The sequence below is a fragment of the Halomonas hibernica genome (assembly GCF_013183775.1).
Taxonomy (GTDB): domain Bacteria; phylum Pseudomonadota; class Gammaproteobacteria; order Pseudomonadales; family Halomonadaceae; genus Vreelandella; species Vreelandella citrativorans.
Map to the genome: position 1 here is coordinate 283,425 of NZ_VIFN01000002.1, position 21,241 is coordinate 304,665.

The 21,241-nt window shown below is 49.3% G+C and carries 20 protein-coding genes; 8 read left to right on the forward strand and 12 right to left on the reverse strand.

Going from position 1 to position 21,241, the window contains the following annotated elements; genetic code table 11:
* Positions 1 to 118: 118 nt before the first annotated feature.
* The gene (locus tag FKN99_RS05610; RefSeq protein WP_172116972.1) at positions 119 to 724 is read right to left on the reverse strand and encodes a hypothetical protein; all 606 of its coding nucleotides are present in this window, start codon (positions 722 to 724) and stop codon (positions 119 to 121) included.
* Positions 725 to 734: 10 nt separating this feature from the next.
* Positions 735 to 1,040 carry an HNH endonuclease gene (locus tag FKN99_RS17760; protein ID WP_216657977.1) on the reverse strand — a complete coding sequence of 102 codons (306 nt, stop codon included), beginning with the start codon at positions 1,038 to 1,040 and terminating at the stop codon, positions 735 to 737.
* Between the two features lie 322 nt (positions 1,041 to 1,362).
* Here FKN99_RS17760 and FKN99_RS05620 point away from each other — a divergent pair, with 322 nt between their 5' ends.
* The gene (locus FKN99_RS05620) at positions 1,363 to 1,989 is read left to right on the forward strand and encodes a tyrosine-type recombinase/integrase (protein WP_172116973.1); all 627 of its coding nucleotides are present in this window, start codon (positions 1,363 to 1,365) and stop codon (positions 1,987 to 1,989) included.
* Positions 1,990 to 2,361: 372 nt separating this feature from the next.
* Here the strand turns inward: FKN99_RS05620 and FKN99_RS05625 are convergent, their stop codons facing one another.
* Positions 2,362 to 2,724, reverse strand: coding sequence for a winged helix-turn-helix transcriptional regulator (locus FKN99_RS05625; protein ID WP_172116974.1), 363 nt, complete (start codon positions 2,722 to 2,724; stop codon positions 2,362 to 2,364).
* Positions 2,725 to 2,825: 101 nt separating this feature from the next.
* Here FKN99_RS05625 and FKN99_RS05630 point away from each other — a divergent pair, with 101 nt between their 5' ends.
* The 3 genes from FKN99_RS05630 to FKN99_RS05640 are packed head-to-tail and all read left to right on the forward strand — an operon-like array spanning position 2,826 to position 5,588.
* Positions 2,826 to 3,572, forward strand: coding sequence for an NADPH-dependent F420 reductase (locus tag FKN99_RS05630; RefSeq protein WP_172116975.1), 747 nt, complete (start codon positions 2,826 to 2,828; stop codon positions 3,570 to 3,572).
* Between the two features lie 52 nt (positions 3,573 to 3,624).
* On the forward strand, positions 3,625 to 4,638 hold the full coding sequence (locus FKN99_RS05635) for a zinc-dependent alcohol dehydrogenase family protein (RefSeq protein ID WP_172116976.1): 1,014 nt from the start codon (positions 3,625 to 3,627) through the stop codon (positions 4,636 to 4,638).
* Positions 4,639 to 4,673: 35 nt separating this feature from the next.
* A complete protein-coding gene (locus FKN99_RS05640; RefSeq protein ID WP_216657979.1) occupies positions 4,674 to 5,588 on the forward strand; it encodes a LysR family transcriptional regulator in 915 nt (304 codons plus the stop codon).
* Positions 5,589 to 5,611: 23 nt separating this feature from the next.
* Here the strand turns inward: FKN99_RS05640 and FKN99_RS05645 are convergent, their stop codons facing one another.
* The 7 genes from FKN99_RS05645 to FKN99_RS05675 all read right to left on the reverse strand — a co-directional run bounded on the left by FKN99_RS05645 (position 5,612) and on the right by FKN99_RS05675 (position 13,247).
* Positions 5,612 to 6,547, reverse strand: a complete 936-nt coding sequence (locus FKN99_RS05645; RefSeq protein WP_172116977.1) for a hypothetical protein — start codon at positions 6,545 to 6,547, stop codon at positions 5,612 to 5,614.
* The gene (locus FKN99_RS05650) at positions 6,547 to 7,524 is read right to left on the reverse strand and encodes a quinone oxidoreductase family protein (protein WP_172116978.1); all 978 of its coding nucleotides are present in this window, start codon (positions 7,522 to 7,524) and stop codon (positions 6,547 to 6,549) included. The genes FKN99_RS05645 and FKN99_RS05650 overlap by 1 nt, the downstream gene beginning before the upstream one ends.
* 403 nt (positions 7,525 to 7,927) lie before the next feature.
* The gene (locus tag FKN99_RS05655) at positions 7,928 to 8,464 is read right to left on the reverse strand and encodes a hypothetical protein (RefSeq protein WP_172116979.1); all 537 of its coding nucleotides are present in this window, start codon (positions 8,462 to 8,464) and stop codon (positions 7,928 to 7,930) included.
* Between the two features lie 209 nt (positions 8,465 to 8,673).
* Positions 8,674 to 9,531, reverse strand: a complete 858-nt coding sequence (locus FKN99_RS18050) for a pentapeptide repeat-containing protein (protein WP_172116980.1) — start codon at positions 9,529 to 9,531, stop codon at positions 8,674 to 8,676.
* A gap of 94 nt (positions 9,532 to 9,625) precedes the next feature.
* The gene (locus tag FKN99_RS05665; RefSeq protein WP_172116981.1) at positions 9,626 to 10,951 is read right to left on the reverse strand and encodes a hypothetical protein; all 1,326 of its coding nucleotides are present in this window, start codon (positions 10,949 to 10,951) and stop codon (positions 9,626 to 9,628) included.
* Positions 10,952 to 11,355: 404 nt separating this feature from the next.
* The gene (locus FKN99_RS05670) at positions 11,356 to 12,792 is read right to left on the reverse strand and encodes an IS1182 family transposase (protein WP_172116982.1); all 1,437 of its coding nucleotides are present in this window, start codon (positions 12,790 to 12,792) and stop codon (positions 11,356 to 11,358) included.
* Between the two features lie 233 nt (positions 12,793 to 13,025).
* Positions 13,026 to 13,247, reverse strand: coding sequence for a helix-turn-helix domain-containing protein (locus FKN99_RS05675; RefSeq protein ID WP_172116983.1), 222 nt, complete (start codon positions 13,245 to 13,247; stop codon positions 13,026 to 13,028).
* A 148-nt stretch (positions 13,248 to 13,395) separates the two neighbouring features.
* Here FKN99_RS05675 and FKN99_RS05680 point away from each other — a divergent pair, with 148 nt between their 5' ends.
* Genes FKN99_RS05680 through FKN99_RS05695 form a run of 4 tightly spaced genes read left to right on the forward strand, consistent with a single transcriptional unit; the run spans position 13,396 to position 15,393 of the window.
* Entirely contained in the window at positions 13,396 to 13,632 is a 237-nt protein-coding gene (locus tag FKN99_RS05680; protein WP_113270533.1) for a hypothetical protein, read from the forward strand.
* A complete protein-coding gene (locus FKN99_RS05685) occupies positions 13,625 to 14,788 on the forward strand; it encodes a site-specific integrase (RefSeq protein ID WP_172116984.1) in 1,164 nt (387 codons plus the stop codon). Before FKN99_RS05680 ends, FKN99_RS05685 begins: the two co-directional genes overlap by 8 nt.
* Before the next feature lie 9 nt (positions 14,789 to 14,797).
* Positions 14,798 to 15,118: a hypothetical protein gene (locus tag FKN99_RS05690; RefSeq protein ID WP_172116985.1), complete on the forward strand. Its 321-nt coding sequence runs from the start codon at positions 14,798 to 14,800 to the stop codon at positions 15,116 to 15,118.
* Positions 15,109 to 15,393 (forward strand): hypothetical protein, encoded by a 285-nt coding sequence (locus FKN99_RS05695; protein ID WP_172116986.1) that lies wholly within the window; start codon positions 15,109 to 15,111, stop codon positions 15,391 to 15,393. Before FKN99_RS05690 ends, FKN99_RS05695 begins: the two co-directional genes overlap by 10 nt.
* Before the next feature lie 67 nt (positions 15,394 to 15,460).
* On the opposite strand, the gene FKN99_RS05700 is transcribed toward FKN99_RS05695, so the two are convergent.
* Together FKN99_RS05700 and FKN99_RS05705 are read right to left on the reverse strand one after the other, a co-directional pair.
* Entirely contained in the window at positions 15,461 to 18,850 is a 3,390-nt protein-coding gene (locus FKN99_RS05700) for a tyrosine-type recombinase/integrase (RefSeq protein ID WP_319941236.1), read from the reverse strand.
* Positions 18,847 to 21,228 (reverse strand): hypothetical protein, encoded by a 2,382-nt coding sequence (locus FKN99_RS05705; RefSeq protein WP_172116987.1) that lies wholly within the window; start codon positions 21,226 to 21,228, stop codon positions 18,847 to 18,849. The genes FKN99_RS05700 and FKN99_RS05705 overlap by 4 nt, the downstream gene beginning before the upstream one ends.
* Positions 21,229 to 21,241 lie beyond the last annotated feature (13 nt).

Sequence of the window (21,241 nt, forward strand, 5' to 3'; positions counted from 1 at the left end):
GTAGAGGTATGGTTATTACAAGAAGAACAAAAAACGCAACAAAGACGAAAACATGAAGCCATAAGAATGCATAGTTTATGGCAAAAAAAAGAAGTATTCTAAAAATTATCATCTCTTACTACTCTTGACTTATACACTTACACAAAACTCCAGCGACTGTTTTAAAGCTGCTTGAGTAATAGAATGTATCAGAGGGCTGCCCTTCTACAGCAAGCAGGGACGTATCATTTATTTCATGATCGTAAGCATATACCAATATTTTCCCCTGATTGTCGTAAAGGTATATTTTTCCGTCAGACTCTCTACCCAAATAATACAAACAATCTAAATCTATTGGCTCTTCAATCTCGCCGGCCTTTTTTGTGTAGTCTTCCCTTATTAAAGAAAAAGCTTCTTCAAGCCGGTCGTCAAATGAAAAAATCTCAAATATGTTTTCAAACTCTTTCTTCCCTAAAACCTCTATCACTTCGCCGAAAGTCTCAGCCATTTCTTTATGAACAGGATTATGTATTTCCGTTGGCTCGCGTGGTGGCGGCCTACAAATAGCTAACACCATTCCTTCTTCTTCTAACAGCCAAAGCGTCTCATTCCCTTTTTCAAACTCCTTTATGGAGATGCTGCTTAATTTATTTGAGCTAATACTTATCCTTTTTAAAAAATCACTAGCATCAACGCTCTTCACGAGCGTCGAATTTTCGCCATTGTAGAATATACTTTCTGACATTTTATCACTCCTATAATTTTTTGATTTCTCTTACCAGGGCCGCTCCTGAGTACTGAAGAGAAAGCTGGTCTATTTTAGCCCTTTTAGCATTGTTACAAGGAGCACACATGGCTTGTAAGTTGGTTATGGCGTTGCTTCCTCCATGTTTTTGAGGAATGATGTGATCAACTTGAATACGGGAAGTAGGGAAAGTCATTTTGCACCCAGCACAGACATGCTCGTCCTGTGGGTATCGGCTTAAATAAATTTGGCGATACCCACTTCCTGTTCTTGAGTTAATTGTATTTTGTGCGATCTTCAACATTGATTTAAGCATTACATAACCTCTTCATAGCGGGATTTATTGGTTCATATCTTGTTATATCGACAATTATTAACGATACTTTAGAAAAAATCTACGTTTTCTTACCATAGAAATCTTTACGCAATTTCTTTACGGCATGCTGACTGCCGGTAACGGCCAATAGCTATCAGCTCTCATGTGATTGGCTATCCAGCACCCAACTAGACGTTTTGAGCGGATATACAAAGCTCCTAAAAGGCTGCTTTGGGTCGACCCCCGACTGTAAATTAACCTTAGCACATGTCGAGCTTGTATTGAGCCATTCTTTGACCTCCACCCGATGGAGGAAAATGCCATGAACGTCTCGACAGAAATCTCCTGTACACCCACACCTTGGAATAAAGGCAAGTTGGTTGGGCAGAAGGCGCCTCTGCGTCTTCGAGATATCTGGGCCATCCGTGTTCGCCTACAGCTTGCCCAAAAGACGAGAGACCTCGCCCTCTTCAATTTAGCCATCGATAGCAAATTACGAGGCTGCGACCTCGTCAATTTACGAATACGGGATATAGCCCATGGTACGTGCATATCCCCAAGAGCCATTGTGATGCAGCAAAAGACACATCGACCTGTCCAATTCGAAATTACCGAGCAAACTCGCATCGCTATTATCGACTGGATACAGCTTGCTCAGCTCGGGAGCGGGGACTTCTTGTTTCCCAGTCGAATCAATAGCGCAAAGCATCTCTCAACGCGGCAATATGCCCGTATTGTGAAAGCCTGGGTTACCGAAATAGGTCTAGATGCATCAATTTATGGCACGCACACGATGCGTCGTACAAAAGCTTCGCTGATATACCGCCGCACGAAAAACTTGAGGGCAGTGCAACTGCTCCTGGGACACACGAAGCTGGAAAGCACCGTCAGGTATCTAGGGATAGAGGTAGATGATGCGTTGGAAATGGCAGAACAGACAGAAGTTTGATGAGGATAAACGACGGCCTATTTCGGGCCGTCGTTACCCGGCCAAGAGCAGTCTTTTAGGTGACACTGATATAACGCCTATGTTCAGGTGTTAATGAGGGATGAGTGCTCATTCCGAAACAAAGGCTCGTGCGGGTCATACTTCACCTGCAATATATTGCTAGCTGTCTTTGGCACCCAGCATGCGCCTCTCCACCTTCAGTTGAATACCAATCCGTTTCGTATTGTCGACCAGCTTTTTCATTTAATCAGAAGGACATTCTGGGTTACGGATTCTCTCCCTTCAAACCGAGTGATATTTATCAACTAGGAAAAAAATGGACCGGTAGACACCTATGTAAGAGTCGTTTCGCCTCTTATCTACCTTCTCAAATCATTTGCCAAGGGCTTCGCGACGCATAAAGGCCCAGTCAATCAGTGCCTCCAGAGAAGGGCCGAGCGCGATGCCCATCTCGGTCAACGTATACTCCACCTTTGGCGGCACTTGCGGATAAATCGTCCTTGTCACAATGCCGTCTTTCTCCAGCTGTCGGAGCTGTTGTATGAGCATCTTCTGGTTGACACCGTCGACGCGACGTTCCAGCTCGGAAAAGCGTAACGGTTTTTTTGCCGCAAACAGCTGAATGATAATGACAATTTTCCATTTTCCTTCCAGCACTCGTAAGGCTTCGCTGGTTGCGGAAGCCCAAACGAGCTGCTGTTCAGGGTCTTCGCAACGCCAATCTCGATCAGTCATACTTACCTTCTGGTGGGTATTGCACTTTTTAGTAGGTTCTTGCACTTATGTTCGCTTGTCTCTATTTTGCTGTAAAGCAACTTAGAAGGCTAGGTATAGCAATGAAAATCGGTGTAATCGGTACGGGCAGCATCGGCGGCACGCTTGCCCGCAAGTTAACCACTGCGGGACATCAGGTTCGCGTCGCAAACTCCAAGGGGCGGGACGACGTTCGGCCGTTCGCGGACGAAATCGGCGCTGAGGCGGCCGACACTCACGGCGCGGTCGACGGAGTGGAACTGGTTATCCTGGCGATCCCGCTATCAGCCATTGCAACGTTTCCTAAAACGCTATTTGAAAACACGCCTCAAACGACGCCTATCGTCAGCACAAGCAACTACTACCCAGAGCTAGGCGATCCGCGTATTCCCGACATTGATGCGGGACAGGTGGAGAGCGTATGGGTTGCGGAGCAAATTGGCCGCCCTGTGATCAAGGCTTTCAATAACATTCTGGCTTACTCCTTGGCCGAGTTGGGCCGCCCGCGAGGAGCAGAAGACCGGCTTGCGGTGGCGGTAGCCGGTGATGACGTTAACCAGAAACAGAAGGTCATGGAGCTCGTCGATGAGATCGGTTTTGACCCGGTCGATGGCGGAACTCTGGATGAATCGTGGCGGCAGCAGCCATCCACACCCTCCTACTGCTGCGATTGGGATGCCGAGACAATGCGCAAAGCGCTGGCTGCCGCGGTGGAAGGCGAGGCACCTCGCAAGCGCGCTCAGTTACCTGAGCAATTTGCTGCACTCAGTTCGAACCCGACCCATGCCGATATCGTCGCTCTTAACCGGTCTTTGAATTGGCCCGACTAAGTGGGCAGACCGGTAGTGATATATCCAATTATTCCACGCAAGGAGAAAAAAGATGAAAGCTGTCAGATGGACGACTGCTGAAAAGCCAGACCTGGAACACCATGACGAACCTACGCCGACCCCAACAGAGCATGAGGTGCTTGTTCGCGTTCATGCTGCCTCACTGAACTTTCGCGACCAGGTGATACTGGATGGCCAATATGGCGGACCCACCCAAGAAAACGGTATCCCTCTATCGGATGGCGCGGGAGAGGTGGTTGCGGTTGGCAAGCGTGTAACCCGAACCAAAGTCGGCGACCGGGTCACCGCAAGCTGCAGCCCATCCTGGATCGGCGGGCCTATGCTGGCAGAATACCATTTGAACAGCTTGGGAATATCAGCAGATGGGTGGTTGGGTGAGTATATTGTTGTGCACGAGAACGCCATTGTGCATTTGCCTGATTACCTATCGTACATTGAGGCAGCATCATTGCCCTGCGCAGCTGTTACGGCTTGGACAGGCCTCAATCTGTCATCTCCTCTTCAGCCGGGTCAAACCGTTTTAGTACAGGGGACTGGCGGTGTCGCGCTATTTTCGCTCCAGGTGGCACGGTTGTTCGGTGCGCGCGTCCTGGCAATTACGTCTACCGATGAAAAGGCCGAGACACTGAAAACATTGGGTGCCGAGTCGGTGGTCAACTACAGCACCTTCCCGGATTGGGATCGAGAAATCCTTGAATTGACCAATGGCAAGGGCGTCGACAAAGTGATCGATATCGCGGGCGAGAAAACCATCGTCAAGTCTGCGGCATCGTGCCGAATTGGAGGAGAAATTGCGCAAGTCGGATTCACCAGCGGCGTCGGTGGTGGCTTGCCACCTATCGACATACTGGCGCGCTCTCTTCGGGTTGCCGGCACGGCCATTGGCCCTCGGATTAATTTCGAGGCGCTGCTCGCCGCCATGGCTCAGCATGAAATGAAGCCGGTCATTGATAAGGTTTATCCGTTCGCGCAATACCGTGATGCGTACCAGCGCCTTGCCAGCGGGAGTCATGTCGGCAAGATTGTGATTGACGTGGCCCACTAACCCATAACTGATTAGCCCTACAAAGAGTTCATATAGTGAACAGTCGACATATTGATGAGCTTACCGCCCTGCTTGCCGTCGCTCACGAGGGGTCGTTCGTTCAAGCGGGGCGTCGTTTACATCGTCATCCCACTATCATCTCCAAACGTATTGCTTCACTTGAAGCTCGGCTTGGGGTGCGGCTGGTCGAAAGAACAACGCGCCAAATCCGCCTGACCGATGCAGGGCGACGGCTGGCAGACAAAACGGAATCAGTCCTCGACTCGCTTCATAATGCAGAGCTAGAGGCGAGCGATGGCGCTGAACATCTTCGTGGCAAGTTGCGATTGGCCTTTCCAGCCACGATGGGGCGCTTATGGCTTGCACCAATGCTGCCCGAATTTCTGAAGATGTACCCTGCCCTGAAAGTCGACGTCTTTTACAGCGAGCAGTACGTGGACCTGGTCGGAGAAGGGTTCGACGCGGCCATTAGAATTGGTGTGCTTCAGGATAGCCGATTGAAGGCCCGCAAGCTTTGGCATCAAAGACGGGTGCTTGGCGCGTCGCCGGAGTATATAGCTAAATATGGGCTACCAAGCGAACCTAGAGACCTCATCTATCACAACTGTTTGGCGTTTCCCGCCTTGGCAACATTTCCAGAATGGCAGCTCTCAAATGGTGATCGTGTAGAGTCAGTCATAACGAAGAGTTCTTTACTGTCTAACGATAGTCTCGCGCTACTGGAGGCCGCACGCCAGGGCATCGGCATTTTAGGCGCAGGCGATTGGCTAATGGCCAAAGACTTTGCCCAGGGTTCTCTGGTGCCGGTGTTGCCCAACTGGTCTTTTGACGCCAGCGGTGGAATATACTTGGTACGCCCGTCTGCCGTTTTCGCGCCCGCTCGAACAGAAGCATTTATTGAATGGATCGTCGGTTGCTTCGAAAACGGACCGCCTTGGCTCTCCCAGTAAAGTCACCAGATGAGGCTGTCGTTCTAACTCATTATGGTGCCAAGAAAAGTACGCAGCGTGATACCGATAACGCCTCCTAAAATAGCAGGGAGAGCGGTTCTGCCTAAACGCGCACCAGCGGATAGCAGAATGGCGACTCCCGGCAAGTCTAGTGGGTGCAGCAAAAACCCCGCGCTGGTCAAGCTCACCAACGATAAATTGAGCTGCCCCTGACCGTTCAGATCGTGCATGACGCCCACTAACGCTGTACTGCCCGCCAAATATTTAGTCAAGAACGGTAATAGGAGTTCAGGCTCCGCACCTATTATGTTCATAACGGGAGCCATTAATGCCTGTAGGCTACCGATGGCTCCCGTATGCTTCAAAGCTGTCACTACAACGAGAGACAGTAACAGCATAGGGATGATATTAATGACAATCTGAATGGCCTCACCGCCACTGCCGTTAATGATTTTGAGAATTGAAAATTTTTCCGCAGTTTTCTGTTCCAAATCCTCAGCATTATGGGGCTCCCTAGATAGCTTTCTTCCCCAGAGCCAGTAAGTCGTGGATGCTGCCGTCAATCCGCCGAGTAGAGAAATCATTAGCGCTTCACCGGCATTCAGCCCCATCACTGCGAGTGGAAAAACGGCATTGGCGGGTGCCATGGCAAGTATGGCGGCAAGTGCCGCCGCAAGATGCCGGTTGGCAGCGCCTCTTTTTTCCATCAGAACCAGCGTTGGGAGCGGCGCGACGAAGCTTACGAAACTTATCTGCAGCATCGCCAACACCCCTAATCCGTTCAGGCCAAAGGGACGGGCAATGGGCGCCACCGCGGTCATAAACTTCTCTAACCCACCGCTGACTTCAAAAAAACGAAGCAGAATCATCGTTACTACCATGATAGGCAGCAGTGTATAGAGGGCAACATCGACAGCGTTCCGGCCTGCTTCGAGCACTATAACTATAATGGCTTCCACTATTCAGGCCTTAGAACGATCGGACCCATGGCTTTTCGGCTTTCTAACGACTGGTGCGCGTCAGACACCTGCGTGAGCGAATATGTTTTCCAGATATCCGCAGCTAAGATACCGGCCTCGGCAGCGGCATAGACCTCCGCCGCCCGCGCTTGGTATTCGTTAATATCCGTTGCATGTGCAGCGATTGAAGGGCGAGTCAGGAACAGGGAGCCACGGCTATTCAACGTGCCGACTTCGACCGAGTGTGGTGCACCGCTTGAGGCCCCGATGGAGACCATGGTGCCACGGGTGCGCAAGCATGATAGTGATGCATCAAATGTATCTTTACCTATGCCGTCGTAAACGACATCGGCCATTTCGCCTCCGGTCAGAGCTTTGACTTCCGATGGTAAATCGCATTCACCCCAAACGAGAACGTTGTCACAACCTCGCTGGCGAGCTGTTTCGACGCTGGATTGTTTGGAAACGACGCCGATCACATAGGCGTTGAGATGCTTCGCCCAGGGAATCATGAATTGGCAGAGTGCACCGGCAGCACCATAGATAAGCAAAACCTTTCCAGGCCCAACGGGATAGGTGGTTTTCAAAAGATATTGAGCGGTGATCCCTTTGAAAGTAATCGCTGCCGCATCATCAAAGGATAGAGACTCGGGAAGCGCAATCAATCGATTAGCTGGGTAAGCACGTTCGCTCGCGTAAGCCCCAAGTGGGCCAAGGGCATAGGCGACTCGATCCCCTTCTTTGACATTAGTAACATCCGGACCGACTTCCAAGACACGCCCCGCCGCTTCAAGCCCTATTCCTCCGGGTAGGGGAATTGGAACAGCGCCACTACGTTGCATCACATCCAGGTAGTTAACGCCAATGGATTCCTGTGCAATCCAAGTCTCTCCCGGAGCAGGTTTCGAGCGACTGACCTCGCGAAGCTGCAGAACATCTGGGCTTCCTGTTTTGGTGATATGGATTTCGTGTGCCATGCCTTCCTCCGTATCCAAATGAATTCTTACGAAGATATTCGATAAAACGAAGTGTGAGGGCAACAGAAAAGCTTGCACTTAACACCTGCATAGAACACAGGAATGACGAAGGGCTGTTTCATCTCTCAGGGCAGAACGGCTGCTTTGGCTTTGGTTGGGAAAAGAGCTAGCCTCGTTATTTCATCAGGCATGAGGAAGTTGGCTCAAAATGTACCTAGTTGATCGCCCTCTTTTCACGCTGTAAAGGCTGCCAGGTCATTGTCGGTTTCGACGGAGGCAAGATCTCTTCCGATGTCGGCCAAAACCGGACGTTAAGGTAATGCTGATATAACGCCTGCAGCATGCGCGCACATGGAATGGAGCCGAAGGCGCAATGCAATGGGCGTCGCCGTGCCTGTATTAGTTATGCACTATGCTTTGCCGCCTTACGCTCAATCCGTTCAATTCGTCCTTCGAACCCGCCTTTCGTTCCGTCATGGAGACCATGGGAGATAGCCACTTCACATACCTCGACAGCACGGTCGAAATTATTCTGCTCCGTGAGCAAAGTGGCATATTTTTGAAAGGTTGTAACCCTTGGGAGTATCCCGTCTAGGCTTTTAACAAGCGCTGGCTTGATCTCTGGGAATTCTTGTATATGTTGCTCCGATATTTCTGCGCAGAGCTTTTCTAGTTCCGGGTCATCTGTACGCTGCTTGTAGGTTTTATCAACTAGGCTCATCAAAAGAAAGTGCCTATCAACAAGGTTCGTTTTCTCCGCCAAAGCCGCTCGCATCTGGGCTATGTCACCGGATGTCCAAGCACCGAACACGGAGTCTGTCTCGACAATTTCTCCATCCCGCATTGTGTAGCGAACTTGTTTTTTCGCTGATTCACCCTCTGCTTCGAGCAAATCATTAGACGAACGGCCGAGGAACATTTTTTTGATCTTCTCAAACATCAGCACCTACCAACTCTGTACATAACGCCACCAGCACGTGCGGCTTTGAAATGGAGGCGAAGCCGCAATGTTAAAAGCCGTCGCTGTGACTGGCCTTGTTAACTATTGACACTCAGCATTCACCCCAAGTATTATTCTTCGCATCTATAGGCCGGATGCTGGTCAGCAGCTATAGCCTTGAGCTTTAGCTGTGTGAGGGTTCAATTCCCTCATGGCCGGCCCTTCTTTATTTGGTATTTCATATCTTGTCTCAGCTTTATCAGCTCTTCTAAGACTGCCTCCGGGACTTTTATATAGTCCAGATTTTTAGCTCTTGCCAAATCTTGTGCTTTTAAGAAGCTTGCTCCGTGAAAACTGGCATGTTTTAGATTAGCACCTTCAAATTTCGCTTCTCGAACATCACAATCATTGAAGATGCTGCTTTGTAAGTCCGTGTTGGTGAAATCAACTCTCTCAAGACATGAGCCTGAGAAGTCTACGCCTTTACAGTGCGCACTTACAAAGTTACTCTTCAATAAATGGCAATTTTTAAAAGGCGTAGATTTAATTGTGCTTCCCTGAAAGTTTGAGGATCGCATCTTTACATTGGTAAAAATAGAACCAACAATCGAACCATTGATAACTTTCAATCCTATAAGATTCCCTCCATTGATTTTTATTCCTTTCAGCTTCAATTCATTCAATATCAGGTTTTGGACATTAACGCTAGTTATGCCATAGTCATTGAGGCGCTTAATATGACCTAGTTTTTTGACATTTACCTCTGGAAAATCCAGCATAGCATAATCATCTAGATCTTCTTGCAGACGTTTGATTCCACTTGTTTTATTTCTCCTTGTGTCTAGCCATATTAAGAGAACACCAATAACTGACAACTCGAATGCTATCCCATGCATTTCCACGAGAAAGCTTTCCCAAAAGCTTTTACTGTAGAGCCCAATAGATGTGTTGGGCAATATTACAGAGCTTAAAAAATCCCAAAATATGGTGACTAAGAAAAGCACTAGCGTCAGGAGCACTGATAGCGCCAACAGTGTTCTAACCGGGCTACTGAATATATGCTTCACATGCTTCCTCTGAAATAGTTAACGCCGCCAACACGCGCAGCTTTGTAGTGAAGGCGAAGCCGCAACGAAAAAGCTGTCGCTGTGCTTGGCCTGGTTATGTTTTGGTTACTCGATGCCATATGTAGACTGGCGTTTTCTTAAAGTCTTGATGTCGACCCACTGAGTCCAATGTTTCGGAAGCGCCTCCCGCTGCGGCGACCAAGAGGGATGGAACCAAAGGGAGAGATGACCCCGAGAGCATCGCGGTCGTTATTCCGCCTAACGAGACCAGTACACCCTTGGTAGCTGACCGAGCAATCGTACGAACATTTCTTCTCAACTCATCAATCTGAGGCAATATTTCATTATTGAAGTATAGCTGGGCCTGGATTTCAAAGTTCTCTGGCTCAACATCTCTAAGATGCTCTACTGCATAAAGCACAGACGAATTGAATCTTTCAAAGGCTACCGGGTATTTTTCACGCAATTCAACAACCATTTCAGGAGTGGCTACATTGATCAATGCTTTATTAGCGTCAAGAAACCTGCAAGGTCTATTCGATGGAGAAATGTTTTCGGTTCCAGAACGGCTTAGTAGATCAGACTCAAACTCAGATTCCGTGATATATGTGTGGCCTAAGTCACCAGCAAGCTTCGTTTCATTATAAATATTCCTCAGCCTAACTCTCATGGCCTGATTGATTGTTTGATATGACCACCGTTCAAATGTTTCTTCATCTAAGAATTTATCTGGCTCCCACACCTGCCTGCACTCAATGCCGCCATCAGCCTCACCAACTTTCTCGATTGTTTGGAAAAGATATAGCTGAACACCTTTTTTCCAGAAATCTGCGCCAAACCCTACACTTAAAGCTGGCCTGCGCTTCTTCGAAGCGTCTTCATTCAAAACTAGCATTCTTCCCTTTTCATCTCGAACCACAGATTTAAGATGAGCACGACTATGTATGAAGTCATGCAGGTCATCAGGGATGCTCGACCTAAATGCATCATCTGAAATCAGTAATGGAACTTCATCGCTTGGTCTATTAAATAGTGAAAGGGGAACTACCTTAATGAAATCCGCTTTAATTAGTTGAAAATACTCACAAAATAGCCGCAAACCCTTTTCAATAGAGTCATAGCTAATGCTCGAACTCGCTGAGACTAACGGGTCATCAATTATAATCGATTCATAAATAAGAGCTGATGGTAGGATTTTAGTTTTTGATGCTTCCGTGGACTCAGACCCAAAAAGCGCATTCAGACTTGTTGAAGGCTCAAAGAACCCCAACTCATCATCAATCGTTTGAACCCTACCGTTTATATACTGAGAAATTCGAGCAGAGACCTCATCATCTGGTAGGCCAGACAGATCTACAGGTCTTCCTGCCGCTGTAAGCAATCCTGAATCAATCAAGAGATTTATCGCATGCCTACTCACATTATCTCCATAAAAATACAACAGTGATTATACCCACCTCTACATAGCCTGAATGAACCCGGCGGCGCGTTCATTGAGGTTATACAGCCCATAATTCTCGATCTATGCCATTGAAATTAAGATAAATTAAGTATAAACAGACAGAATAACTTAGATTATCGTGCCGGCTGCATAACACGTCTGAACCAGCATGCCGCTTCTGCTGGCATGACCGTTTAGGGTCCTGGCCGTGTGAAAACAGAAAAATCTGGCCCGACTCAAGAACCTTTGCCTTCAGCTGCCCGTTAGCCTCATCTAAGCCTTGGCTCCTATAATTGCCGACCACTGATGTTGAAGATCATTGAGCTATCAGAAACCAGCTACAGTCGCTATCACAGCCCTAAAATAAAGAGAAAAAAGGGCTGTTACGCCCTCGTAGCCCTCATTATCTCATTGACTCCCAAAATCTTTATGACGCGCTTCAAGTTGTACGCCAGCACATGAAGACTCATTTCCGTGCCCACATTTCTAAAACGCTTTGTCGCGAAGTGTGTCGCACCCATCCACGCCTTTAGCGTGCCGAACGGATGCTCCACGGTTTGTCGCCTTAGACGCATCACCTCTGGATTCCAATCGAGACGTGACTGTGCAGATTCAAGCACATCTTCATGCTCCCAGCGTCTGATCCGTCGTTGCTTGCCAGTCGTGCATTTTTCTTTCATAGCACAGCTTGCACATGCTGAGCTCCAGTAAGTATGTAGCTTCATTCCCTTTTCTATCGTTTCATATCGCCATATCAGCCGCTGACCAGCAGGACAGGAATATTCATTGCTTTCAGGAAAGTATCGGAATGCGTCTCTTGGGAAAAAGCCCTTTGCCTGGTTTGGAGATGTCATCGGCTTGGGGAGATAGGTCGTTATCCCTTCTTTATGGCAGGCGAGAATTTCTTCACCTTTGAAGTAGCCTCTGTCAGCTACGACCTTCAGCTCCTTGATCCCAGTGGCTTCCCGAGCTTGCTTCGCCATATTGAAGAGCTGCCCACGGTCATGCCCGACGTTGGTCACCTCATGAGCCACAATTAAATGGTGCTGACTATCAACAGCTGTCTGCACGTTGTAGCCTACTGTCCCGGTGCCTCTGCCACTGGTGGCCATCGACCTAGCATCTGGATCCGTCAAAGATACTTGCTGATCCGGAGATTGCAGCCGCTGTTCCTCAACAGATTGTAATCGTGCCGTTTCTTCCTTCAGCTTTATAATTTTCTCCTTTAAGTGTTTCGTCTTGGCCTCGGCCAAGGCGGGCTCCGTGTGATCGGCTGTATCTAGCTGACTGAGATATCGGTTGAAGCTTTCTTCGATCTGCTCAAGGCGACGCTTCATCTTGGTCGCTGTGAAATTGCGATTACGGTTGTTGACGGCTTTGAACTTGCTGCCATCGATGGCCACGATGGCTTGGGAGAACAGCTCCAGTCGCCGGCAAAGCAAGATGAACTCTCGACACACGCGGCGGATGGCATCGCCATTGTCCTTTCGAAAATCGGCAATCGTCTTGAAATCGGGTGTTAAACGCTCAGTCAGCCACATTAGCTCGACATTACGCTGGGTCTCGCGCTCTAATCGGCGGCTTGATTGAATACGATTGAGATAACCATAGATGTAGAGCTTCAGAAGAACAGCCGGATGATAAGCCGGTCTCCCGGTAGCGTGCGGATCAACACCTTTGAAGCCCATATCTTTAAGGTCGAGCCCCTCAACAAATGCCTCAATGGCACGAACCGGGTTATCCTCGGCGATGAAGTCGTCCAAAAGCGTAGGGAATAACGTGCTTTGGTCTCGGGCCTCGCCTACCACGAATCGCTTCATCACCATTTCCTCTGGGGACCTTGGCAAAGTATAGCGGCCACTACGTTTTCACACAGCCTCGGTCGTTATCTGACTCTATTATGTCTCCAGCGCAGGCTAGGCTAAGTTTACTCAATCGGAGTGCTTGGGTCACCTTGATCTAGCAAAAGGCCCGATCTAGCAAGCCTGAAAGTTTTGCATTCCGAATGGCCGAGTTAAGCACCGTCTTTTACGTAGGTTGAATTAATTAGCATTCAATTTGAATCAGCGTTTTTATCTACCTGATATTCAAATAATTCTCCCACCTGACAGTCAAAATACCGACATAACGCTTCCACAGCTTCAAGCTCTATTCGACTTGCTGTTTCGTGATACAGCCGTGTAACCGTTCCTCGGTTGATGCCGGTTTCACGGGCCACGTCGACGATTTTCAGCTTTCTCTCACCCATGATCCGAGATAAGTGGCACTTGATCATAATGTCTCTCTGTAGAATTATTTGATCGTCTGTAGAGCAAAAATGCTTGCAGATGGTCTCTTTTGGTCTATTATGTTCTCCAGGAGGTCATTAGGGCCCTCTGGGATGCTTAATGAACTTCTAAGAACATATCATAAGGAGACCAAAAATGTCTTATTGCTACCTCACCACGGCCGAGCTCGCCAAGCGCATCAAATACGATGCGCGCACTATTCGCGAACGTTTAAAAGATGAGGTGTTGCTAGAAGGTATTCACTACATTCGTCCATTTGGCGGCCGTAAGATTTTGTACCTTTGGGAGCCCATTGAGCGCGATATGCAATTGCATTCAAAGGAGGAAAGCATCGGTGTACCGATGGCTGGAGGAGGACTGTGCCATGGGTAGAATTGCGGTCAGGAAAGAAACTAAGAAGCTGTTTTTTGACTTTAACTATCTGGGCAAACGCTGCCGCGAACAAACGTCATTAGATAACACGGCGGCTAACCGGAAAAAGCTTGAGCGGATTCTGGAGAAAATTGAAGCGGAGATTACGCTGGGCTCGTTTGATTATGGACGCTACTTCCCGGATAGCCCGCGAGCAAAGACGTTAAGCAAACGGGCGCTGACTTCCTTAGGAGGTTATCAAGCGACGCCATTACTGCACGAGTTTGCTGAGGCGTGGTTTGCGGAGAAAGAGATCGAATGGCGCGAGTCACAGATCGTCACCGTGCAGGGGTGTCTGGATCGCCATATCTTGCCAGCGTTAGGGCATAAGGAAGTCGGCAGCATCACCCGTGCAGAAATTCTTGAATTCCGGGCGTCACTCGCCAAAGTAAATACCCGGAGCGGCAAGAAACTCTCTGCTAGCCGTATCAACCACATCATGACGCCATTGCGCATGATGCTGAATGAAGCCGCCGACCGCTATGAGTTTAGCTCACCGTACCGCGGGATTAAATCGCTCAATGTGCCACGCACCGATGTGGAACCGTTTTCCCTAGATGAGGTGCAGCGGATTATCAGTAACGTCCGCGACGACTTTCGTCAGTACTATACTGTGCGCTTCTTCACCGGCATGCGGACTGGCGAGATTGACGGCTTAACCTGGGAGCATGTGGATTTCTCCCGACGTCAGGTTCTAGTGCATCAAGCGATGGTGAACGGCAAGGTTGTGCCCACTAAGAACGATGGGTCCTTTCGTGCGATTGATATGTCGCAGCCGGTCTTTGATGCCTTGAAAGCTCAGTTTGAAGTCACAGGGAAGACAGGTCTGGTCTTCACCACACGTAAAGGCACCGCGCTTTCACACCATAACGTCACTAAGCGCGTCTGGTATCCATTGCTAGAAGAACTAGGGATGAATAAGCGTCGACCTTATCAGACACGCCATACCGCGGCGACATTATGGTTGGCGGCAGGCGAGAGCCCTGAGTGGATTGCACGCCAGATGGGCCATACCACGACGGAAATGCTTTTCCGTGTTTACTCACGCTTTGTGCCCAACCTAACGCGCCAAGACGGTTCTGCGTTTGAGCGCATGCTTAACCAGAAACGCGCCTAGGAGAAGACGTTGAAACAGCTCAATACTCTAAAATTGAACCGCGACGATATCGAACACTCCCTGCGCGTTACGGCAGCTATCCAATCTCAGCGTCGTCTTGAACGTCGCTTGGCGGAGTCCTTGGCCGCTGCCACCAGTTTGGCCCATGGCTGTGCACTCGTGATGTGGCTTGGTGATGGGCAAGAGAGCAGTAACCTGGATGCATTAACGACCTGGGTAGGGCGCACCCTTCAACAACTTGGCCTGGACGCTAATCGCCAAGCGATCCCGCGTCTTCTTGCGGAATTAGAGCGCACGCTTTGGGCCTGGGAGGATCAAGCATGGCAGTAACATCGCAGATAACTACTCAAAAGGCAGGACGTCAGTTTGAAGGTGAGGTTTACGTTGCTGGCGCCGAAGGGCCTGAATGGTTGATGCAGCATCAGGTTTGGTCGCTTTACTTGATTTGTGAAAAGGGAAACTGTCGTTTTTATCTCACAGATCGCCATATTACCGAGCAAGGTGTACCGCTAATGGGCCAGCGCATACAGGTAACCGCCAAGTGGGCTAATTTCGCTAGTCAGAAGCTTTGTTTTATTAACGCGTACGAGGTGCTGAGCAGCTAGTCTAAGAGCGTTGCTTACTATTCAACTTATCCCCACCACTTCTAAATTAAGCGGTGGGGATAAGTTTTTAAGCCCCAACGTTAAGCCGGGCTCTTTGATTCCCGATGGGTTCCTTACCGCCGTTAGTTAATGATGATGTCTCTGGCAGCTGCTCGTCGTCTCCCAGACCCAATACCAGCATCGTCATAAAGGCAGCGAAGCGTACGGCTTCCCATAAGGGTTGATGACGGTCTTTGTAATGTCCCCGCGTGATTTTGAGATTGGCATTCCCATACCAATGACGTGTCCGGCCAGATGGCGAGGGCGTTGGAATCAACTCAATGCGCTTGTGGGAAATGTCGGTCGCATTGGACCAGTAGCGTTTGATGCTTTTTTCTTTGGCCACTACCTCGGCTTCGACCACGAGGTAAACTTGCTCAAAACAACGCAGCGGACGCAATAGTCCGCGGACACTGTTAATGGCATCAGCATTGGGTAGCTCGATCTGCCCGGTGCTACGTTGCATATGATTGCGTAACGTCATTAGGCTTTCTTCCGCGATATCGGACTGTGACTGATGCCAGTCGAGCAGGCGGTGAAAAAACTGCCCGGTCTCTCTTAGTACCGCTGGCTTGATAGGCGGTGCCATACAGCGTTGAAGCTCTGGCATATAGATACGTTGCGATGCCACGCGCCGAGAACGGTCATTGCGGTTATCTTCGCGGCTAAACTGTTGATTGGTTCTTCGTGTTTTACGTTGCATTAATGCTTCGCCATGCTCCAACCAGAGAGATAGCTGCTCTGGGTCGAGTACGAATCGTTTGGCTGTACGGTTAATAGCGTCGCCAAGCGATATGCCATTAATCTCTTGTTGTTCAACAAGCCGTAGGCTTTGATAAATCGTCGTTGCTTCGGGCCAGTCGAACGAGGCTTCGAAAGGGTTGTCGAGCGGGTTCTCGGTGGGCGGTTGATAGGGCTGCCATTCTTTCTCCAGCGGGTCATTTGCCAGATATGGCTGCCACTCATCCTGCATATATTGCAATAGCACGCCGGCTTGCGTCTGTCCTTTGAGCCCGCGACGGTTACGCCAACTGCTCAATGCTGTTCTAGTCGATAAATTAAGTAGTGTGAATTGTTGATCGATATTGAGGGTGGGGTTAAAACGTTCACGCAAGTTTTGCCCAAGGATCCAGTCGAGAGAGTGGGTGTACGAGCTAAGCGTCTCATCGGGGCTTGCATGCCCCGCCCAGAGTGCGAGTTGCCAAAGCCGTTTACGCGAAGGCCTGTATTGAGGCGCAAGACCAGCTAAGGCCGAAATATCGGCATCGGTGTTCGGCATCGCTATATTGCGATGATCATCCAGTACCCACGCGCGTGGTAGGAGCTCTCCATTAACTTGCTCCAATAGACGCAATAAAGTGAACGTCACGAAACTATGCCGCAAGTGATGGTAGCGCAGGGTATTGTCGCCACTGGCCGTTTTTAAAGCAGTTTGTATCGGTTTAAAAAGTGCCTTATCTTCCAGCAGCAGTCGACCATTGCCGCTGCGACAGAAAAGCAGTTGTTTAGTTACCTGTTGGGTAGTGATTTCGCCCTGGCGACGTTTTACCCACTCGATAAGTTGCTTTCGCTCTTCTGGCATCAGTAACCATAGCGGCAACCGTCGTGTTGCTGAATAGCTTTTGCCTTTTCGGTATTCATTGGATCGAATGATGATCTCGCCATCGAAAGCGTCGTTATCAAATAGGTAGGCGACATCTTTTATTTGCAACCCCGCGCACTCGCTGCGGCGGATCCCGAGACGGTAACCCAGTATCAAAGCAAGCTTTTGCATCGTGCGAAAGCGCTCGGGCTGCTGTGAGGACTCAATCAGCGCCAAGGCGCGGCGAAATTCGGCGGGTGTAATGATATTCACATCGACGCGCTGTTTTTCTGCATTGGCACTGTCGGGGTCGATGTGGGGGAGTGCGAAGGAATCAACGAGAAAATGATGAAAATCATTAAGACGATTTCGCATTTTCGCTCTGGAAGTGGGATTTTTAGCACTGTTTAATACGTTTTCATACAGCGCTTCCCACTGATCGGCACTGGCAGCTTGAATGTCACCAAGGGATTGACTGTGCGCTACCAGCGGGCGTGCAATGTTCGATAAATACGTTTCTGCAGTGCTTGCAGCCAGTTTGGATTTAACCCGGCCACCTTTTTGCATCAGCTTTTTACACCAGCTGGCGAGCATCGTCACCATGACACCGTTACTATTTGAAACCGCTAGAAATGCGTTGATATTGTCGATTGCTTCACGTCTGCCCGTTTGTCCTACTAACGAAGCTGAAAAGCATTGCTGCAACTGACGAAGCTGCTTTAGCTGGTCGGAAGGGGTAGCGCTGGCCTGGTGAGTTGTTTGGAAATCGAGGTAGACGTCTTCTTCGTGGGTGTCTATTGAAGGGGCTATTAACACATTGCGGTTAAGCAAACGCTTCCATGAGGACGGGCGTAACGAGTGCGAGGAGTCGGCTTTGCTGGTGTAGTGTGTCAGTAACGGTGGCATATCGAGCGCCGATGCTGTTTTTGCCATCGTTAGCAGAGTTGAGATGTTTGCTGGCGGTGTATCGACAGCAATGCTTTTGATATAAAACGTCAGGCACTGCTCGACAGGCACCAAGCTTTTAGAAGCGGTTCTTGGCCATGCGTTGCCTATATGCTGGTAGGTGTTTAGGAGTAGCAACTGGCTCATCGGACTTAAACATAGTCGCCGATAGTGAAATCGCAGCTCTTTTTCGAGGGGAGTTTCAGAGAGCGATTTGGGAGACGGATTCGCATGAGATACTTCGTCGGCTTCTTCTTTTTCTTCCTCGTCCACATTAGCTGAATGAATGCAGTCCGATAATATGAGAAACCCTGTGCCTGGAGCAAAAGAAATACCTTGTTCAAACGCCTGGGGCACCTGCTCAAGGTAACGCTTATGCAGCAGAGCACCTTCGCGAATCAACTGAAATAACCATCGGCCCACCATCCATTTACGCAGTGCCTTGCCGCTAAGGTTTTCCACACTAAACATTGCGTCATGTGTTTCTACGAGGGCATCCCAACGATGCAGGTCTGAGAACGAAGAGGTGGTGACCGTTGGAGGCTTGCGGGCGACAGTGACCAATGGACTTGGGATGGTTACATGCCATTTCAGTTTTTTATGGCCATTTTCCAAGCCTTGCACTAAAAAATTGTGCGTTTTGCGCAGCGCCTTGGGTGGCGTGTTCTGGTGCAAGGCTTCAAACACCGCAGCGGTATCGGCGTCTGAAAAAAAGAGGTTCGGTTTGCCTTCCCTGGTACCGGGCACCTTTTGCTCCAAGGTTTCGAGAATGCCCATCAGGAATTGATAGCGTTCACGATCACGTTGATAGCGGCGCTCTTCTTGGCCGTCGGTTGCCATTTTTTGGGGGCGAGGCAGTCGCCATCCTGACCAGAGTGTCTTGTCACTCACAGCGCCGCTCCTTTCAATGCCTTCCAGCCTTGTTGCACCATCAGGGGCTCTATAACTGAAGCGATAAGGTGCTGATATTCACGTGGGCAAAATGTCGAGTAGCTGGACCAAGGCTCTTGGCCTGAGTCCCAATGACCCATAAAGGCATCGACAACCTCCGACGATAAGTCACTCTCTTTTAACCGCGTATGCAAATAATGCCGGTTGATATTTAAAGGCGGGGAGTCGATCCACCGCAACTGGTCATGTAGCCGAGTCGGGGTGACTTCTTTTGGATTGCCGTAGTAATCCAAGAACATGAACGGCGTTTCCCACTGGTGTTCTAGAAAAAACGTTAAGCGCCCAAGTAGACCTTGGCGATGGCGTTGATAGTGCTGTAGTTGCTCAACCATAAGGCGCGTCAGCGGCAAAAAACGCGCATGGCTTTGTTGATCATCGGTTTTGTCCGCAATGACGATCATGCGCCGCGATAGCGAAATATTGTTCCAGCTTGGCAGTGGATCACGAACGCTTCGATAACCGGTCGAGAACATCAGCATAGCCACGGTATAGGCCACATATGCATTATGCATGCTAAACAGTGCGGCCGGCCTCGCCCCTTTTTTAGCTACCTTAATCTTCTGTTGCATGTTTGCGACAAGGCCGGTTACGTATGCTGTTTTGGGTACTAGGTTAGACCCCACATAGTTGGCTGCTTCAGAGTGAGAAGTAGCGCATGCGATAGCATGGCAAGGCTCAGCTTCTGATGACGGATGAGTAGAACATTGCTGTGCGATGGCCTCCATGGCTCGGGTATATTGCTGTTCAAGGCGTTTCATGTGCGGTGCATAGTAATAAAGCGATGCTTGCTGGCCGAATGAGGGCACTCGCGCTGTTATGAAACACGCCGCCGTTAAATCTGCATCACCCCGGTTGAGCGTATTAAAAAGGTGGGTACCCAAGCGATGGGCGGTTAACCGCGACCCAGTGTTACGGTTAGTGTCAGAGAGCAGTGCTTTCAACTCATTTTTCAGCTCTTCCCGATAGTTTTTTGGAAACAGTGGCACAGAGCGTTTATTAACTGTTGAAGCAATGTGGTGTATTTTTAGTTTCATGAGTCGCCAACACATTGGCGGGGCGGGCAGCGCTAGACGATTTTGTGTGATGCGCATGTGAGCGGGCCAATCTCCTGTCAACTGGCGACTATTTTCTGGTCGATAAATCCCTGATACCCAATACGCTACCTCACTGGGTAGAACATAAATTGCCTGGTCTGTAATGACCTTTGGGATCCACTCAACGTGTTTGATTACCTGTGTGTCCAGCACACTGTCTAGGCTACGACCTGTCATTAATAGCAGCCCGACCATACACTTAAGCCATTGACGTAGAGGGGGGTTCTTTTGCTCCAATTCCTGCATTAACTGATGAAGGTCAAATGCACTTAACTGCTCCCAGCGCCCTGGTAGCAGTTGAGCGGCTTTATCTTGAAATATTTGCTGGCTGCGTGCGCGAAATACGGCCTGTAAAGAGCTATCACCCTCCGCCGCTTTGATAGGGGCGTCATTATGGGTCAGCTCAGCGGCCGGACTTTCTTCCACGATAGATAACCCGGAGGTACGCAGTGTGTCTTTCGTTTTTTCGTCTATATCGGGTGGTAGGGTGATAGCTGAAATGGCTGTCTCGTTCCAGCTTTCATCAGGATCCTCATCGAAGCGACGCTTGCGTTGTGTCGATTCATCAGAGCCTGTTTCCTGATAGCCTTGGCGTGGTTGACGGCTATTAAGCGCATAGGCAAGGAAACGTCCTAACTCCTTGATATAGCTTTCTTGCTGTTTTTTTTCTCCGTCTGCTTGGTACCTATCACACCATTTAAGCAGTTGCTCTGTCGGCCGATCGAAAGGGGTCAGTAATTCCAGCCACTCAGCATCAATACGCCTTGCGACTTTGCAAGCAGCCTCTAGGTTTTTGAGGTAAGTCGTCTGCGTGAGGCGTTTTTTACGCTGCTCAGTAAAACCTTGGTTGGCTTCAAGGTCTTGTATGTCGTTGCGCCAGTGAAGTGCCGCATTGATGATGTGCGCCAGTAAATGCAGACGATCATTAAGCCCTGCTATATCGCTTTGCGTTTTAGCCAGTTTATATAAAGCGCCATGGATGGGGTGAGTGCCGTGGATGCCTTTCTCTTTCTGGTTCGGCAATGACTTCAGTACTAACTGTTCACTCGTTATGGCTTCTGCTAGTCCCGAAAGTGCCGGTGATTCCCATGCGTCGTCTTCAATGCTGGCCAATTTTTCAATAGTGTGTACCAGTACAGGCTGAATCGTCTCGATAGCAAAGTAGCCATCGCGGGGTTGAAGGACATCCTCAAGAAGAGCGGTGAGTTGTGCATTACCTTCCATAAATTTAAAGTCC

Coding starts and splice junctions, on each gene's coding strand:
- FKN99_RS05610 (WP_172116972.1), bottom strand. CDS start 724: ATGTCAGAAAGTATATTCTACAATGGCGAAAATTCGACGCTCGTGAAG.
- FKN99_RS17760 (WP_216657977.1), bottom strand. CDS start 1,040: ATGCTTAAATCAATGTTGAAGATCGCACAAAATACAATTAACTCAAGA.
- FKN99_RS05620 (WP_172116973.1), top strand. CDS start 1,363: ATGAACGTCTCGACAGAAATCTCCTGTACACCCACACCTTGGAATAAA.
- FKN99_RS05625 (WP_172116974.1), bottom strand. CDS start 2,724: ATGACTGATCGAGATTGGCGTTGCGAAGACCCTGAACAGCAGCTCGTT.
- FKN99_RS05630 (WP_172116975.1), top strand. CDS start 2,826: ATGAAAATCGGTGTAATCGGTACGGGCAGCATCGGCGGCACGCTTGCC.
- FKN99_RS05635 (WP_172116976.1), top strand. CDS start 3,625: ATGAAAGCTGTCAGATGGACGACTGCTGAAAAGCCAGACCTGGAACAC.
- FKN99_RS05650 (WP_172116978.1), bottom strand. CDS start 7,524: ATGGCACACGAAATCCATATCACCAAAACAGGAAGCCCAGATGTTCTG.
- FKN99_RS05655 (WP_172116979.1), bottom strand. CDS start 8,464: ATGTTTGAGAAGATCAAAAAAATGTTCCTCGGCCGTTCGTCTAATGAT.
- FKN99_RS05670 (WP_172116982.1), bottom strand. CDS start 12,792: ATGAAGCGATTCGTGGTAGGCGAGGCCCGAGACCAAAGCACGTTATTC.
- FKN99_RS05675 (WP_172116983.1), bottom strand. CDS start 13,247: ATGATCAAGTGCCACTTATCTCGGATCATGGGTGAGAGAAAGCTGAAA.
- FKN99_RS05680 (WP_113270533.1), top strand. CDS start 13,396: ATGTCTTATTGCTACCTCACCACGGCCGAGCTCGCCAAGCGCATCAAA.
- FKN99_RS05685 (WP_172116984.1), top strand. CDS start 13,625: ATGGGTAGAATTGCGGTCAGGAAAGAAACTAAGAAGCTGTTTTTTGAC.
- FKN99_RS05695 (WP_172116986.1), top strand. CDS start 15,109: ATGGCAGTAACATCGCAGATAACTACTCAAAAGGCAGGACGTCAGTTT.
- FKN99_RS05705 (WP_172116987.1), bottom strand. CDS start 21,228: ATGGAAGGTAATGCACAACTCACCGCTCTTCTTGAGGATGTCCTTCAA.